Consider the following 14,225-nt stretch of genomic DNA (forward strand, 5'->3'; position numbering starts at 1 on the left):
GGAGGCTCTATGAACATTACGAAATCACTTCCCATCGTTGCCAAGGCGATAGGTGACCAGATGGGGGTCAAGGTTATTGTCGGTGGAACGCAGGCGGCAACGGATGGCGAAACCATCTACCTGCCGACGCTCCCGGAAGACAACGACGAGGCCGTCATCCTGGCACGAGGTTTCCTCGATCACGAGGCCGCCCACGTCAGGCTGACGGATTTTTCCGTGGAGAAGGGCAGCACCCCTCTCATGGCCGGCCTTGCCAACATCATCGAAGACGTGAGAATCGAAAAGAAGATGGGGCAGCTTTATCCGGGCTGTGCCGTCAACCTGCGGAACCTGGCGAACCACCTGGCAGAGAAAGGAGAGTTTGACCCTGATTGGGCAGATCCGGCCAGCCTGCTTTGCGGCTGGATTTTGTCCCGCTGCAGGAACCGGGTTCTGAAGCAGGCGGGGCTCATCCCCCTTTTCGAGAGAATCAACAACATCCTGTCTCAACTGATCGGACAGTCTCTGCTCGACAGGGTCGACAAACTGCTCGACCAGGTTGGCGTCCTGGACTCAACCCAAGAGTCAACGGCGCTGGCGAAGAAGATCATGAAACTGCTGCAACAGGAACAGCAGCAGTCACAATGCCAGTGCCGGCAGGAAGGCTCCGGAGAGGACGACGCACCTCAGCAGAATGACGGCGGCGGCGAGCAGGAACAGGAACAGAACGAAAACCAGGAGAAAGACCAGGAAGACCGCTCCAAGTCCGGCACGGACGAGGAGCAGAATTCCCGGAGTGACTGCCAGGGTGACTCCAACTCCGATGGTAACGGTGGAACCCGGAACCAGGAAGACGGACACCAGGCAGATCCCGATGGGGAAGCCTCCTCCGGGTCCGGAACGGACAAGGACCACAACAACGGCAACCCGGCTGCCGGCAGCGCATCTGCGCAGCAGCGATCTGAATCGCTCCGGAAAATCCTCTCTTCTCAACAGGAGGATTACGGAGACATCGGGGAGATGGTTGCCGAAAAGCTGGAAGGCATGGCTGTCTTTCCGGAAACTGCTGGCGAAAACTGCTCAATGCTCTATCCGGGTGAAACCTTCGCCGATGACCTGCAACTCAGCATTCCTCCCGACCTCTTTGATGTCAGGAAAGAAACCTCTGCGCTCCGTTCACGTCTCGGATCTCTGATTCAGGCGTCGAAGCTGAAGAGGTCATGTGCCGGGAGATCCGGGCGCAGGATCGACCAGCGGGTGCTGGCCAGGCTCCCGGTAGGAGATACACGGATCTTCCGCCGCAAGGAGGAAAAGACTGCCGTCAACACGGCAGTCATTGTGCTGCTTGACCGTTCAGGGTCGATGAGCGGCAACAACAGGATAACCCTGGCCGCCCAGGCGACCCTTGCCCTGGCTGACGCCCTCTACGCCGTCCCCGGCGTCAGCGTATCAGTCGCGTCGTTCCCGGGGAAGAACGGCAGCGTTGTCCCCCTGACGCCATTCGGCGCGAGTCCGGCCAGGACGATCAACAACTACGGGATTTGCCCCGACGGGGGAACCCCGCTGGCCCACGCCCTCGGATGGGCGGCCGTCCAGTTCGCCCATCGCCAGGAGTCACGCAAGATCCTGGTTGTTGCGACCGATGGCGTACCCAGCAGTCCCGGCCTCGTGCTCGCCTACCTGAAGCGGCTTGCCGCTCAGGGGGTTGAACAGATCGGCCTGGGAATCGAAGATCAGGGGCTTTGCGGAAACTATTTCCCCAATTACAGAACGGTCAGGACCGTCAGTGAACTGCCGAATGCCATGTTCGACATGCTCAAGGACGCCTTGACCTGAAAACATCAACAAATGCAGCCCGGACAGGGAGGAGTTATCCCCTGTCTGGGGCCTCCCTGTCCCCATTGAAGGGAGGTGATTCCAATGAAAATTCTGAACGAACGACGCAAAACGAGCCTGATTGCGTACCTCTATGAGCTGTCCAAGTTGACCGTCGCGGGGATTGTCCTTGCTGGGATTCTCCGAGACAGCCGTGACTGGCTCCTGATCGGGGTCGGGATCACGGTCGCTTTTCTGTTCTTCCTTGCTGCCTTTTACCTTGAAGGCGGCAAGGGGCCATGAACCTTCTTGCTACCGTCAGAAACAGTCGCTAAACTGTAACCAGACGTTAGGAGGAATTATGGACATCCTGATACTGTATGGACTGCTCTTTTTGAGCTTCACCGTCGGCATCATCGTCCACGACAAGATCGTGGACAAGCGGGAACAGAAGAAGTAAACAGCAAGCCGCACCACATAGAAAACAGGTAGAGGGCACCCGCGCAAGCAGGTCAGCCCTTTTTTTGCGCCCAAAAACAACCACCCGGCAGGGAGAATCGTTCCCTCCGGGGGCTTCTCCCTGTCCTCATTTGACAAGGAGAAGAGATGAAATTCACTCTGAGCATTACAACCAGGGACGAGTTCACGGAAGGGCCTGAGGTCGCGGTTGTCGAGATTGACAACCACCTCAAGTCCCGCATCCGGCAGCTTGCCTCGGCAGTAAAAATCCTCAACGTCTATTCGGTCCGGGAGCTCAACGGTTATCCAACCTTCCTGATGCGTGCCCACGATCAGGAAACGGAGAACGGTCCGATCGTCCCTCGCGAACCTGAAGGTGGTTTCGAGGAGATGGCCTGCCGGGCCGAATGTGTGACGTTAAATGTCACGGACTCGGGGTTTTATTGGAACGGGTACGTCAAACATACTGACATCCGTTTCGAGACACAGACCGTCCCTTTGTCAGATCTGGGGATTGCCCCGGAGCCTGCGCATCCGACGGTTGAAACCCTGGAAAAGATCGAGGCGTCCATCTGCACCGGCAGCATCAACGACCCCGCCATACAGCAGGTCGTCTTGCGCGAGGTCAGAAAAACGCTTCTGCAACCCGACGATCCATATCTGGGGATTGTCCTTGAAGGCGGTCTGGTGCAGGCCATCGTCACGGACGCCCCGAAACTGACCGGGAACTGGAAGGTCATGGTCATCGACTACGACACCGACGGTACCGATCCGGAATTGCTTACTCCGGTTCCGCAGGGAGATGGCAGCCTGGCTTCGGCATGGGTTCATGCCGACTACATCACCGAGGCTGAAATCGACCTCAAAGCGGTCTGGGAAAGCCTCAAATGAATGACCAACCCCACCAGCGGGGGGATATTCTTCCCCCGTTGCGGGGATGTTTCCCCCCAGGAGGAAATAGCAATGGTAGCGAAAAAAGCACGTCCGAAAACCGTCCGGGGGGAGACCCTTGAAATGAAATCTCCTTGTGGCAAAATCTTCGTCACGATGAACGACAACCCGGACACCGGGGACCTCATGGAGATCTTCGTGCGGTTCGGAAAATCGGGAACCTGCGCCAGTCTGGTCGCCAACGCTCTGACCATGATTACCTCTTACGGGCTTCGGTCCGGCATGGAGGTGGCCGACGCGATCAAGGGCCTGATCGGCCACGGCTGCCACAAGGCTCCCGTCTTTGATGAAGATGGACAGATCATGTCCTGCGTTGACGCCATCGGCAAGGCCATCCGCATTCATGCCGACCTGGTACCGGAGGAAGAGGCGCAGGACATACATGCAGAAGCACAGGAGGGAGGACAATGAGAAGATTGGTATTTTTGGCTCTTGTGGCCCTTGCTCTGGGCGGCTGCTCGGCAGCTGACCTCCAGCGGGCTGAAACAAACACGTCTTTGGCGGGGTTCGCAAGTCCTTTGGGAGAGGTCGTTCATACTCCCATCTGGATTGCATCGACCATTGCCAATGCGAACACCGGCTCGTCAGACAAAGAGCCGCAGAAAGTAATCGAGGTGAAACCCGACGCCGAGGAGCAGAAACGCATCGAGGAGTATCGGCGGAAAAATCATCTCGATTGACCTTGACCGGACGTAGCGGGGCCTGACAGCCCCGCTGCTGCCTCCGGGTGAAGTCCAGTAGGGCTTCCTGGATTCCCTGTCCACACGCGACGGGGGATGCGGGAAGCCCTACTGGTTTCAACTTCACCCACAAAGGAGGCAATCCATGTCCGTCAGAGTCAGAATCAACAACCGTGAATTTACTCTCTCTTGGGACGAGTTCGAGAAGCTGGTCCTGAGAAAGACCCCGAAGGCTCCGGTGGAAATTCTGAGCATGGGGTAACAGATGCTCCGGGGGCAGATTGCCCCCGGAGATTTTATTGACGGAACTGATGCAAGCCATTCCATAAAATATTTCTTAACGTATGGACCACTTATACCGAAATGGGTATACTCTAGGCAAGGGTGACGAGCGTGGAAAAAAAGGTTGTGTGGATCGGGAGCGCATTAAAGGATCTGCGCCGATTCCCGGAGGGGGTAAGGCAAGTCTTTGGGGCGGCCATTTATTACGCCCAACTGGGAGGAAAACATCCTCAGGCGACTCCCATGAAGGGGCACAAGGGGGCTGGAGTCCTAGAAATTGTTGAGGATCACGACGGGGATACCTACCGTTGCATGTACACCGTGAGATACAGCAACAAGGTTTACGTTCTTCATGCGTTTCAGAAGAAATCAAAAAAGGGTATTGCTACACCGAAGTCAGATCTGGATGTCATAAAAAAACGGCTCAAGGAAGTTCAGATGATGGAAGGAATCTAGCTATGTCAGCTCAAGAAAAGTACATGGAAAGCAGTGGGAATATCTTTAAAGATCTTGGGTTTAAGCAGCCGGAAGAAATGCAAGCCAAGGCCCAGATTGCGTATCACATCTCCCAGATTATCCGGCACCGACATATGACTCAAAAAGAGGCTGCCGCCGAGCTTGGCCTTACTCAGCCGAAGATCTCAAATATTATGGCGGGTCGGCTGGATGGTGTCTCACTTGAAAAACTCATGCTGCTGATGATGAAGCTCAACCGGGATGTCGAGATTGTGATAAAGAAGAAGCCAAGGACTCGGAAGCATGCGCATCTGAATGTTGTTTATGCTTGATGTGTGATTCGTAGATTACCGACAAAGTTTCTCACACGGAACCCCATCTCCGTCCCTGTCCAGACTCGACAGGCCACACCGGTTGAGATAAAACTTCGCCTCCTCGCAACTCGTCATCTCTTTGCAGTACCGCTTCTGCCCGCAACGACTGTCTGAAACGGTGGCGCCAGGGGCTTTTGAATGTTTCGCTCCCCACCCAGCCCCATGCCGCCATTCCCACGGCGGCACCGGATTGGGATCAGACCATAGGCCGCGGCTGGCCGCCCTGGCCGTCTTTTCCAGTTCAAACAACACCGGATCTTTCGCGTACCGGCGATATACCCAGGCGAGGCCAGCTTCGACCAGGCGTTTATTCAGGGTCGATCCGTCATCAAGGACGACTTTTCCAACTGTCCTGCCGTAGCGATCACGAGTGACAACGTCGACCCGGACAGTTTTTCCGCCTACCAGAGCCAGGGCAAACTTCTTGGCAGCCTGACCGAAGGGTTGCCCCGGCTTTTTGGGACCGTGGCTGGTTTCGGGGCAGTCGATTTCCGCCAAGCGGATTTTGACGGCCTTACCGCTATTCAGCACCTGGATTGTGTCGCCGTCGGAGACTTTGACGACTTTTCCGGTGAAGGAAGAGGCGTAACCGAACCCAGGGAAGGATATGAAAAGAAGCAGAAAGAGAATACGCAGCATCACGACTCCTCCTGCTGACAAACCCCTTGGTCCATTCTCTGGATCAGGATCTCCCTCGGCGCAATAAAAGCCAGTTTGGCCAGTGAGCCATTGAATCCACGAAGTTCCATGGTTGTCATGGGGTCCTCAAACAGGACGACCGGGCAGCCTTGGGCCATGGGGATGATTTTTTGTCCGGAAGGCGAAGCCAACTCAATTTCCACCCGGGACCTGGATTGATTGTTCTCGACCAGGGTCACAACAAGATCCTGTCCAACCCGAACAGACTGCCCAACCCGGCGAGACACTACCAGCCCCTTCGCCCGTTGTTTTACCGCAGCATCCATGCTTTTCAGCCTTTCAACCAAAGTCCAACAGCAACTATGACGGTCATGCCGATATATCCGGTTGCCCATGCCTTGCGTCCCACATGCCAGCAGCAGCCAGCCATAACCAAAAAGGGGATAAGAGCCAGAACAACCTGGATTCCGATCTTCTCCCCGGTCGCAAGATGATAAACCAACAGGCCGACAAGAATTGTCCAGGACAGCACAAGGCTGACGAAACCAGCCCGCTTTGCCAGAACCGGCGCATCCGGATCACACCAGTCATCCCATAGCTGCCAGAGATAGCCTGGCCTCACGACATCTTCCCCCTCATTTCTTCAGTTCCACCGGAATCTGCCTTGTATAGCGGGCCTGTCCACGTTCGACAATGTGAGCGTAACCGGCAGAGGTTGAGATATTGCTGTGCCCCAGCGTTTCTTGCACCGCTCTAATATCACGTGTGGCTTGATAGAGCAATGCCCCACAGGTATGCCGCAAGGCGTGGCAGGAAACCCCACGTCGTTTCAACCCGGCCTTGAGAAGGTAGTGGTCGATGACACAATTCACGCCCTGCCTGGAGATCCGCCCCTCCGGGTGTCCCCCTTTACGGATCTGAACGAAAAGCGGCTCTCCCTGTTCATCCTCGACAACGGAACCGCGAGCTGCCAGGTAGTCGTTCAGGGCCGCTGCCGTGTCTTCACGCGGATAGACGAAGCGATCTTTCCCCTTGCCATGGATCAGCAGACGCATCTCCGCACCGATTCCCTCAATGTCACTGACACACGCCCGGACAATCTCGACCCGTCGCAACCCTTCCAGGGCCATCAAGCCAAGCATCGCCCGGTCGCGCAGCGTCTTGACAGTATTTTTCTTCGGGACCGCCCGGAACAGCAGTTCTGCTTCGCCGGGCGAAAGATACTTCATCTGCTCCTGCTTCGCACGCCGCTCCCTCGGCGCCCTGACACTGGCCGCCGGATTCTTCTCGATCAGCCCCCTGTCCACGGCGGACTGGTAGAATCTACGGATCGTGGTCAGCTTCAGGGAGATCGTTGAAGGCTTCGCGCCGGCATCGACAAGATCCTTCCGCCAGGCTTTGACATCCTCGGCTGTTGCCTGTCCGGGATGGACAGCGTTTTCTCCACACCAGGTCAGCCAGGCGTTGATCTGCCCCTGGTAGGTCTTCAGGGTATCGGCGCAGGCGTCCCCGTTGGCGACATCGAGATTGAGCCAGTCGGCCAGCAGGTCTGTGAAATCTGGCGCGAGGGCCAGGGGCAGGGAGGATTCAACAAGTCCAGTCACGTTGACAATCCTTTTGGAAATGATACTTTGGCACGGAGGCTGTGGGCACCTTATCTGGGCCAGCTAACCACCAGCCTCTTTTTTATTGATTCGTCCATCCAGTCTTTCAGATATCCAGACGGACCCGATACCGTTTCTTGCCGACCACGGCCTCAGAAGGGCCGATCCAACACGCCTCAACCAGCACCCGCTGGCCCCGCTTCTTCGTGTATCGTTCCGACTTCAGCACCCGCCAGTGCCGGCGGCGCTCGTGAGGCCGTCGGGTTCCTTTCTGTCCCGACTCGTCCTTGAGGCCCATCGTTTTCCGGATCTCGTCCGGTTTCAACGGAACAAACCGGGGCCGGTCAGGGCTGCGGGTAATCCGCCCCCGCTTGATCTTTCTGGGTTTCGCAGGAGCCGTCTCAAAGATGAAATACTCCGGGCTGTTGTTGAGCAGCATCAACTCCTCGATGGCGGTTGCGATGTTGCCGATGACGGAACGGGCAGTTTCTTCATGTCCCGGCATCATATGAATTTCATCCGAATCCATCTGGCCCAGAATCTGCCCCTTTCCGTTGATGGCAACAATCCGGTCGACAGTGGCTGCTATCTTGTAATTCTGGTTTCCCCCCGGCAGTTCCATTGAAAACAGGCGACCGAAAGCGAGTTGGTGAAGTCCCTCTTGCCTGGCCAACTGCCGCATCTCCGGTGTTATTGACGATGGAGAGCCTATGAACGCCTCGGGGTCCGAACCCCCGTCCATCGCCATGACCTCGATGAAGGTCCTTGGCGTCGCAAGCCCGACCTGTTTCTCCTCACCGTCGAAGAAGAACGTGCAGGTGGCCCGATCTTCGATGGCAACCTGCGGGAACGGCAGGAAGAAATGATCCAGATCGTCCTGACTGAACATTCCCTGCTCGACCACTTCATGCGCTCTGAAAGGGAACTCGAACAATGCCGTTTTTTCAATCTCCGGCACCAGCCCCGGAATATTCCGCTCCACAAAGCCGGCCAATTTATCGAACAGCATCAGCCCCCCCCCGCAAAGCCTTGACAAGATAAGGATCGACCTCCGGCTGCCGTAGCAACCATTGCCGGTAATCTGCGGGGACATCCGCAATCCGCTTCCCCTTGTGCTTGCCGAAGGGCATGACCTTGGGAATCTTTGCGGCCTCGGAAGCCTGCCAAAGCTCCTCAAAAGTCGAGATGTGAGCCAGCCTGGTCTTCAGCATGGCAGCCAGGACATCCCGGCAGACCAGCACATCGGTCAGGGCGGAGTGGGCTGAACGCAACTTGTCTCGGGCGTTGGGACGATCCAGCAGATAGAGCATTGCCGACAGGGTGTGGGAATCAGCCTCCGGGTAGAGGTCGCGGGCAAGCGCCAGCGTACATATCCTTTTGACGTTCGGGCATCCGGCCACCTTCCAGTCAAAATCAATGTTGTGACCGATGAGATAGTTGACTTCGGCAGGGAGCTTGAAGGTTGAAGAGGGTTCACAATACACCAGGTCCTCATCCATGATGTGGTGAGTCGCCATTGCCCCCAGGCTGATCCGCCCTTCGGGGCGATAACGCTCACAGAACTTACGGCCAACCGGAAGAGCTTTCAGGTCGAGGATTTCGACCCAGGCGGCTTCAATGACTTCGGGGTTGGTCGTATTGGTTGTTTCGGTGTCGAAAATGAACGTTCCCATATCAGTCCTCATCAGCCAGACCTTCCCGGCTCAACAGCCAGGTCCGGAAAAATGGATTGTCGAAATACCATCCATGCTCTGTCTTATGAATCAGACGCAAAGAGGTCAGTCGTGCCAACGCTTGAGTGATTGAGTTGGAATGTCGGACCCCTGCCGCCTCCATGAACATTTTGGACGTGGGCGTTGCCCCGCCCTGGTGGGCAAGTGCCAAAAGCACCCTCAGGTGAATGCTTTTCAGTGTGGCCAGGGCCTGTTCATAGGCTTTCTGTTCTCGGGAATAGATAAGGGCCAAGGCCCGATTCAGGCCATCTCTGTCAATTTCGTCTCCAGCGACAGTGCTGGACCACAACGCTTCGCAAAGCTGCTGAATGTCTCCCGGAAGGTTCTGGCACAACTCAAAACAGGCCCTCATCATGTCTTGGCCAATCGTCCTCCCGCCCTGTTCAAACCTGTCTATAAGCCAGGGAGCGAACTCTTCAAAGGTCAAGGGTCCGAGATGGATCGGAACGGCTGATTTGAAAAAGGCGCTGTTTGGACTTGTGAACAGAAGGTCCATGTCTTGCCGGATGCTTCCCGCAAAGACAAAAGGAATGTCGGCCAAAAACTGAATGCGGCTTCTCATTTGGGCAATGGCTTCTTCTACGGCCCCCTCGATCTTGAGCATGTCCTGGAACTCATCGAAGAAGACAACCGCCGATTTGCGACCAGCGACATCCGCGACAACATCCATGACCGACGGGATGGACTCTGGCGTGAGTTGCCGACCGGGACTGATGCCGATCGTCATCGCACCAGTGATCGGATCGGGGGAAATTGTCGGACGAAGAACCGCAAGGGATTTGAGGAGTTTTTCAAAAAGGCTGCCGGTCTTCTCTTCCAAAGCGAAAACGCCCCGGAGGATCTGCTGTACCAGAGCATCAACGCTCCGGGTTCCCAGGATGTCGATAAACAACACCGGAATGTCTGCTCGGTGAACTGCCTCGAAAACCAGGCTGGTCTTGCCGATCCGACGCTCTCCGACCAGCACGACATTCTGCCCCGCATTGAAAAAGCCCTGGAGATCGGTCAGAAGATCCTGACGACCACAGAAGTTTTTGCCGGAGACAACCCCACCATACCGGAAAGGGATCATTTGTTTCCGCCGCCTCCCCTCATGCGTTTTTGTTACATAATATCATGTAACATGAGACATTGTATCATGCAGACATGTAAAAGCAAGGATTTGCTTAGGATGGACCGGAGCCATTAGTAAACCCGGATTACTTTACAGAAGAGCAATTATGTATAGTAAAAACAGCTATTAGAAACTGGGAGCGAATACCCTTTGGACAACCTGCGGAAGAAGGATAAAACTGCCGTTGTCGCTATCTTTGCTTGGAGCATGGTTAGAGACGGGCCTGTAAAGCAGATTGCGTAAATGGCCCGCTAGCAAACTTACCCATCTTCCTCCCTTCATCACAAGATGTTGTCGAGGAAGATATCTGGTTGTGGGAAACGGAATTCTGTTACCAACACGACATGAAACAGAGCCAAAAATATCGGAACCATTACTATAGATCTTGCAAACTATTACAAAGTAAATTATTTTCACCGTATTTATAATTTTATCTTGTTCGAATAGACTTCGATAAGACGATTTTTTATCTGTGACAATTTTTCATCATCAATCTTAAACAATACTTTAATACCATCATAGGAATTGCTATTTATATATGATGTAAATGTTATCTGCAGAAAAGAACTGTTTATCTCTAATAAACAGTTCTTTGGACATAATTCAATTTCGTCTGATTTATGTTTCAATAAAATCATTGGTTTGTTTTGATTTTTTTGAAACAATAAATATGTTTCAGGACTATTTCTTGATGTGCTAAAATGAATATAACCATAGTCTGTCGTTGCTATGTCGTTTGCTTTAAACTCTAGATTTCCCATTTTCGCCAACTTTCAACCTATATAGAATTCCGGATTAATCATTGACCTACACTACCGATAAAAATAATTATATTAATTTTTCATCAAATACAAGAATAATTGGGCGTATTGATTTGTATACTTCACGGGCAGCAGACGGAACGCCGCCAATGGTACGTATCAATTCATCGATTTCATTTTTTCTATTATTAATTATCGGTTCAAAAATTTTCCTATAAGTAGAAACCCCAATTCCATTTTCAATAACAAGTCCTGCCGAACAAAAAAGATCCAAAAAAAGGTTTATAACAAATGGAATTTTCGAAAGAACGGGAACCATAAATTCTTTTTCCCATAACGCCTGCATACATGTAATGGGGCTTGATAGGTCAAGCACTATTGCATCCAAAACGAATCCAGATATTTTTATCAAATCTTCTTCTCTTGAGAAGAAATCCATAGCATCCCGGTAGTCATCTGGATGGTACTTTAAATGGGGACGCATTATATTACAAAATAAATAATGGAAATATGTATCTTCTATATTATTTTCATAGGACTCCTCCATAGATAGACACCTTAGGAGGCCACTAAGCTGATATGAACGCAAGAGCCAAATGTCGATATCATTGAGACGGCTTTTTCCTATATTTACAAAGCGCAAAAAATCAATTACATTTTGTAGTGATGCATTGAATTGATCGTTTGTGGCATCTAGTAGGAGTTTTTTTATATGTTGTGTAGTACCATTCATTTTCCTAGTTGTGCACCATTTGAGTCAATACACCTGTTTACATTCAATGGATACTACTTAATTTTACACAAGCACCTTGCCAAGCATATATAGTTATCAATCTCAATTTCACTCTATCGTGGCTTATGGTAAGTGTCAAAGAGCATGACCTATTTAATATTTTGAGGTAGGCCCAAATGGAAAATTTTTCTGTAGATCTTCGACGTGTATGACTATTGACAGCCCTAATATTTGCAATGGGCGCTACCCGCATGCATTGCCCTGTTCCCTACATGGAGATACTCCCAGAGATCCCAGATCCGGTGAAAAATGGAGTCGCCATCATGAATCAGCTTATGCGGCTCGATCAAGAGTTCCACCCGTCCTCGAATAACCGCCAGGGCCGCATGGTAATGCTCATGGTCCAGCACACATAAATCCGTCACATCCAGTTGCCATTCACTCCCATTGTAGGCGCTCAACAAAACCTGGGCGGCCGCCCGACTCCCTGACGTGTCCTGCAGGGCAATGGGGACCAACTTTTCGACGGCTCCGGCATATTCCTCGACGGATATTTTCATCAATACGTCCTTTCAGGCGACCTGCGCCTTGCGTTTGTCCTGCCCGAAAAAAATCCCCTCGGCAGCATCAACGAGAGAGGCGTCCCGACGAAGTTCCGCCTGGACCTTCAGAATAGTCCGGCTGGTCGGCGGCACCAGCGACCAGGTTATCTGGTGTTGACTGGCCCGGCTTTTTCCCAATGCGATCCAGCGACTCTCAACCAGGCGGTAAAGGTCTGTCTTCAGGTCGATCCGGCAGGGGCGCTTGAGTTGGTCAAGGATCTCCATCAGTCCTGCCTCGATCTTCTTCTCCCGATCCGCGCCAGACAATGAGCTGCCGGACGGGAAGACGACTCTTTTGACGTGCGTCCTGCCAGCATAGGCCATCTCTGCCCCGACAATCAGGGCGCCTCCCCTCTCCGTCACCGTGAAAATCATCTGCAGCATTATCACCCCCAGAACAGCAGCCAGTTGACTTCATCCGCGAGAAAATCCGCCGACAGAAATCCCCGTCGCCAAGAAAAGTAGACCGCCACGACAACGATCCCAACCGCCATAAAGGTTTCAGTGATTGTGTCGGTGACGTACCACCCCGCCCCGTACCGTTTTCCCGCCGGGCTGAACAGCGGGATGCCGCCCTTGCTCAATCCGTCCTCAGCCAGGTGCAGCAGGCAGCCGATCAGCAGACAGGAAACAATCAGCCAGCCCCACCAAGTCAGAACCTTCACCAGCGGAAGCAGGACGACAATCCCGATGACGTAAGTGAACGGCCAGTGCGTCAGGGTCCGGTGTCTGACCAGTCTCATCTCAAGCAGGTCCGGCAGAATCGAGCCAATCCCGGCGATGAACGCCGGCAGCAGTCGCCCGGTCGCGGCAAAGACGAGGGCGAAGGTGCAGAGCTTGTGGTTCCGCCACTTCATTGGGCATCCTTGTAGTAGGGCTGGTCCCCGGACTCCCGGATAATCACCGGAGCCCGTTCAGGTTCGACAACGGGAGAAAAGAGTCTGGTGGAAACAGTCCTGGTATTGGCGACCACCTTGCCGGCCAGCCCCCGCTCGATGCTCGGACCGGGAGTCACGACCTGGCTGCCAGGCTCTTCCCTGTGGGCTTTCTCCGAAAAGAGCTGCAGGCAGAAAAACCCGATCACCAGCAACCCGGCGACCTTAACCCAGACTGGAACGACTCGTACCATGGTCATGGTTCCTCCACCATTCGATAGCGTCCTCCAGGGAACGGGCGACCAGGTGCGGAATCCCCTGCCCTCTGCAGAAGGTCTGAAACTCTTTCTGCTCCCGGCTCAAGCGTCCGCCCGGAGCCTTGACCTCGATGAATCCGACTCCCACGGCCCTGTGTAGAACGATCAGATCCGGACAACCGGGAAAGCCGAACCGGACGAACCGCTCGTCCGTCTTGAGCGCCCCGGAGTTCAGCCGCTCGCAGCGAACCTTCTGGATGGCGAACCACTCCTGAATCGCCTTCTGGGTCGCGGCCTCGATCTTCCGGTTCTGCCTTCTGACCGGGACCGGCCTAGAGTTGCTGCGCCTGCTGGATTGCCAGGAACGCGGGATCACAAGAACCGGCATCGGTCTCTCCTCGCTGCTTAATGTCTTCAAGAAACTTCTCGCGCATCTCGGGCATGGTCTCCATGACCTTCAGGCACCACTCCTTCAACCTGTTGATGCGGTCCGTTGCGGCCAGGGCCTGAGCGGGGCTTGATTGCCAGACCCTTTGGTCCGAGACAACCTCCATGTGGTGACGGACAACCGAAAGTCCCGTGATCCATTTCTGAGCGATCTCTTCGTTGGTCACTGGGTCCCCTCCTTGCTTTCCGGGAAGAGTTCGAGCTGGTCGGGCGACGGAACGATCCGGTACACGCGCCGCCGCCCTTCCCGGGTCTTGTTATCGAGAATCTTGTCATACAGGCATCTGGCTGCGCCGGAGTCCCACCGGAACCAGGCTTCCACCTGTCCCTTGCGCCCACGCCGGCCAGACTTCTTCTCGACCACGTACCCTTCCGCCAGCCGGATCAGCCGGAGCTGGTACCAGGCATGGCCGGGAGAATCGGCTTCAAGATATGTCTGCAACAGGACCATCGGCGTGCCTCTA

General features: G+C 54.1%; 22 protein-coding genes. 7 read left to right on the plus strand and 15 right to left on the minus strand.

Annotated features, from left to right (window positions below; genetic code table 11):
* The first annotated feature begins 9 nt into the window (after nt 1-9).
* From B5V00_RS06750 to B5V00_RS06780, 7 genes are all read left to right on the plus strand, one after another.
* On the plus strand, nt 10-1,815 hold the full coding sequence (locus B5V00_RS06750) for a VWA domain-containing protein (RefSeq protein WP_085010004.1): 1,806 nt from the start codon (nt 10-12) through the stop codon (nt 1,813-1,815).
* 84 nt (nt 1,816-1,899) lie between these two features.
* On the plus strand, nt 1,900-2,097 hold the full coding sequence (locus B5V00_RS06755; RefSeq protein WP_085010005.1) for a DUF6722 family protein: 198 nt from the start codon (nt 1,900-1,902) through the stop codon (nt 2,095-2,097).
* Between the two features lie 303 nt (nt 2,098-2,400).
* Nucleotides 2,401-3,144 (plus strand): hypothetical protein, encoded by a 744-nt coding sequence (locus B5V00_RS06760; protein WP_085010006.1) that lies wholly within the window; start codon nt 2,401-2,403, stop codon nt 3,142-3,144.
* A 72-nt stretch (nt 3,145-3,216) separates the two neighbouring features.
* Entirely contained in the window at nt 3,217-3,615 is a 399-nt protein-coding gene (locus B5V00_RS06765) for a TSCPD domain-containing protein (protein ID WP_085010007.1), read from the plus strand.
* Nucleotides 3,612-3,884 carry a hypothetical protein gene (locus B5V00_RS06770; protein ID WP_085010008.1) on the plus strand — a complete coding sequence of 91 codons (273 nt, stop codon included), beginning with the start codon at nt 3,612-3,614 and terminating at the stop codon, nt 3,882-3,884. The genes B5V00_RS06765 and B5V00_RS06770 overlap by 4 nt, the downstream gene beginning before the upstream one ends.
* Before the next feature lie 393 nt (nt 3,885-4,277).
* A complete protein-coding gene (locus B5V00_RS06775) occupies nt 4,278-4,622 on the plus strand; it encodes a type II toxin-antitoxin system RelE/ParE family toxin (protein WP_245803923.1) in 345 nt (114 codons plus the stop codon).
* 2 nt (nt 4,623-4,624) lie between these two features.
* On the plus strand, nt 4,625-4,954 hold the full coding sequence (locus B5V00_RS06780) for a helix-turn-helix domain-containing protein (RefSeq protein ID WP_085010010.1): 330 nt from the start codon (nt 4,625-4,627) through the stop codon (nt 4,952-4,954).
* Nucleotides 4,955-4,969: 15 nt separating this feature from the next.
* Here the strand turns inward: B5V00_RS06780 and B5V00_RS06785 are convergent, their stop codons facing one another.
* The 15 genes from B5V00_RS06785 to B5V00_RS06860 all read right to left on the minus strand — a co-directional run bounded on the left by B5V00_RS06785 (nt 4,970) and on the right by B5V00_RS06860 (nt 14,212).
* Nucleotides 4,970-5,635, minus strand: a complete 666-nt coding sequence (locus B5V00_RS06785; RefSeq protein ID WP_085010011.1) for a thermonuclease family protein — start codon at nt 5,633-5,635, stop codon at nt 4,970-4,972.
* Nucleotides 5,635-5,874 carry a hypothetical protein gene (locus B5V00_RS06790; RefSeq protein ID WP_172399644.1) on the minus strand — a complete coding sequence of 80 codons (240 nt, stop codon included), beginning with the start codon at nt 5,872-5,874 and terminating at the stop codon, nt 5,635-5,637. Before B5V00_RS06790 ends, B5V00_RS06785 begins: the two co-directional genes overlap by 1 nt.
* A gap of 92 nt (nt 5,875-5,966) precedes the next feature.
* Nucleotides 5,967-6,257, minus strand: a complete 291-nt coding sequence (locus B5V00_RS06795; RefSeq protein WP_085010013.1) for a hypothetical protein — start codon at nt 6,255-6,257, stop codon at nt 5,967-5,969.
* Nucleotides 6,258-6,270: 13 nt separating this feature from the next.
* On the minus strand, nt 6,271-7,239 hold the full coding sequence (locus tag B5V00_RS06800) for a tyrosine-type recombinase/integrase (RefSeq protein ID WP_085010014.1): 969 nt from the start codon (nt 7,237-7,239) through the stop codon (nt 6,271-6,273).
* A gap of 106 nt (nt 7,240-7,345) precedes the next feature.
* A complete protein-coding gene (locus tag B5V00_RS06805) occupies nt 7,346-8,248 on the minus strand; it encodes a hypothetical protein (protein ID WP_085010015.1) in 903 nt (300 codons plus the stop codon).
* Complete coding sequence (locus B5V00_RS06810) at nt 8,235-8,912, minus strand: putative quorum-sensing-regulated virulence factor (RefSeq protein WP_085010016.1); 678 nt, start codon at nt 8,910-8,912, stop codon at nt 8,235-8,237. Before B5V00_RS06810 ends, B5V00_RS06805 begins: the two co-directional genes overlap by 14 nt.
* Nucleotide 8,913: 1 nt before the next feature.
* Nucleotides 8,914-10,044: an AAA family ATPase gene (locus tag B5V00_RS16890; protein ID WP_139800685.1), complete on the minus strand. Its 1,131-nt coding sequence runs from the start codon at nt 10,042-10,044 to the stop codon at nt 8,914-8,916.
* Between the two features lie 870 nt (nt 10,045-10,914).
* Complete coding sequence (locus tag B5V00_RS06825) at nt 10,915-11,580, minus strand: hypothetical protein (RefSeq protein WP_139800686.1); 666 nt, start codon at nt 11,578-11,580, stop codon at nt 10,915-10,917.
* Nucleotides 11,581-11,804: 224 nt separating this feature from the next.
* Nucleotides 11,805-12,140, minus strand: coding sequence for a DUF7673 family protein (locus tag B5V00_RS06830; RefSeq protein ID WP_085010020.1), 336 nt, complete (start codon nt 12,138-12,140; stop codon nt 11,805-11,807).
* Between the two features lie 12 nt (nt 12,141-12,152).
* Nucleotides 12,153-12,566, minus strand: coding sequence for a hypothetical protein (locus tag B5V00_RS06835; protein WP_085010021.1), 414 nt, complete (start codon nt 12,564-12,566; stop codon nt 12,153-12,155).
* 2 nt (nt 12,567-12,568) lie between these two features.
* Nucleotides 12,569-13,039: a metal-dependent hydrolase gene (locus B5V00_RS06840; RefSeq protein ID WP_085010022.1), complete on the minus strand. Its 471-nt coding sequence runs from the start codon at nt 13,037-13,039 to the stop codon at nt 12,569-12,571.
* Nucleotides 13,036-13,317 carry a hypothetical protein gene (locus tag B5V00_RS06845; RefSeq protein WP_139800687.1) on the minus strand — a complete coding sequence of 94 codons (282 nt, stop codon included), beginning with the start codon at nt 13,315-13,317 and terminating at the stop codon, nt 13,036-13,038. The genes B5V00_RS06840 and B5V00_RS06845 overlap by 4 nt, the downstream gene beginning before the upstream one ends.
* Entirely contained in the window at nt 13,283-13,702 is a 420-nt protein-coding gene (locus B5V00_RS06850) for a VRR-NUC domain-containing protein (protein ID WP_085010024.1), read from the minus strand. The genes B5V00_RS06845 and B5V00_RS06850 overlap by 35 nt, the downstream gene beginning before the upstream one ends.
* Complete coding sequence (locus tag B5V00_RS06855; RefSeq protein ID WP_085010025.1) at nt 13,647-13,928, minus strand: hypothetical protein; 282 nt, start codon at nt 13,926-13,928, stop codon at nt 13,647-13,649. Before B5V00_RS06855 ends, B5V00_RS06850 begins: the two co-directional genes overlap by 56 nt.
* Nucleotides 13,925-14,212 (minus strand): hypothetical protein, encoded by a 288-nt coding sequence (locus tag B5V00_RS06860; RefSeq protein WP_085010026.1) that lies wholly within the window; start codon nt 14,210-14,212, stop codon nt 13,925-13,927. Before B5V00_RS06860 ends, B5V00_RS06855 begins: the two co-directional genes overlap by 4 nt.
* Nucleotides 14,213-14,225 lie beyond the last annotated feature (13 nt).

It is taken from the genome of Geothermobacter hydrogeniphilus (genome assembly GCF_002093115.1).
In the GTDB taxonomy this organism is placed as follows: Bacteria; Desulfobacterota; Desulfuromonadia; order Desulfuromonadales; family Geothermobacteraceae; genus Geothermobacter_A; species Geothermobacter_A hydrogeniphilus.

Bases quoted from the DNA above. Each gene is read 5' to 3' on its own strand.
- B5V00_RS06760 (WP_085010006.1), top strand. From the start codon at position 2,401: ATGAAATTCACTCTGAGCATTACAACCAGGGACGAGTTCACGGAAGGG.
- B5V00_RS06785 (WP_085010011.1), bottom strand. From the start codon at position 5,635: ATGCTGCGTATTCTCTTTCTGCTTCTTTTCATATCCTTCCCTGGGTTC.
- B5V00_RS06845 (WP_139800687.1), bottom strand. From the start codon at position 13,317: ATGACCATGGTACGAGTCGTTCCAGTCTGGGTTAAGGTCGCCGGGTTG.
- B5V00_RS06755 (WP_085010005.1), top strand. From the start codon at position 1,900: ATGAAAATTCTGAACGAACGACGCAAAACGAGCCTGATTGCGTACCTC.
- B5V00_RS06835 (WP_085010021.1), bottom strand. From the start codon at position 12,566: ATGCTGCAGATGATTTTCACGGTGACGGAGAGGGGAGGCGCCCTGATT.
- B5V00_RS06840 (WP_085010022.1), bottom strand. From the start codon at position 13,039: ATGAAGTGGCGGAACCACAAGCTCTGCACCTTCGCCCTCGTCTTTGCC.
- B5V00_RS06805 (WP_085010015.1), bottom strand. From the start codon at position 8,248: ATGCTGTTCGATAAATTGGCCGGCTTTGTGGAGCGGAATATTCCGGGG.
- B5V00_RS06750 (WP_085010004.1), top strand. From the start codon at position 10: ATGAACATTACGAAATCACTTCCCATCGTTGCCAAGGCGATAGGTGAC.
- B5V00_RS16890 (WP_139800685.1), bottom strand. From the start codon at position 10,044: ATGATCCCTTTCCGGTATGGTGGGGTTGTCTCCGGCAAAAACTTCTGT.
- B5V00_RS06860 (WP_085010026.1), bottom strand. From the start codon at position 14,212: ATGGTCCTGTTGCAGACATATCTTGAAGCCGATTCTCCCGGCCATGCC.
- B5V00_RS06810 (WP_085010016.1), bottom strand. From the start codon at position 8,912: ATGGGAACGTTCATTTTCGACACCGAAACAACCAATACGACCAACCCC.
- B5V00_RS06770 (WP_085010008.1), top strand. From the start codon at position 3,612: ATGAGAAGATTGGTATTTTTGGCTCTTGTGGCCCTTGCTCTGGGCGGC.
- B5V00_RS06830 (WP_085010020.1), bottom strand. From the start codon at position 12,140: ATGAAAATATCCGTCGAGGAATATGCCGGAGCCGTCGAAAAGTTGGTC.
- B5V00_RS06825 (WP_139800686.1), bottom strand. From the start codon at position 11,580: ATGAATGGTACTACACAACATATAAAAAAACTCCTACTAGATGCCACA.
- B5V00_RS06765 (WP_085010007.1), top strand. From the start codon at position 3,217: ATGGTAGCGAAAAAAGCACGTCCGAAAACCGTCCGGGGGGAGACCCTT.
- B5V00_RS06850 (WP_085010024.1), bottom strand. From the start codon at position 13,702: ATGCCGGTTCTTGTGATCCCGCGTTCCTGGCAATCCAGCAGGCGCAGC.
- B5V00_RS06780 (WP_085010010.1), top strand. From the start codon at position 4,625: ATGTCAGCTCAAGAAAAGTACATGGAAAGCAGTGGGAATATCTTTAAA.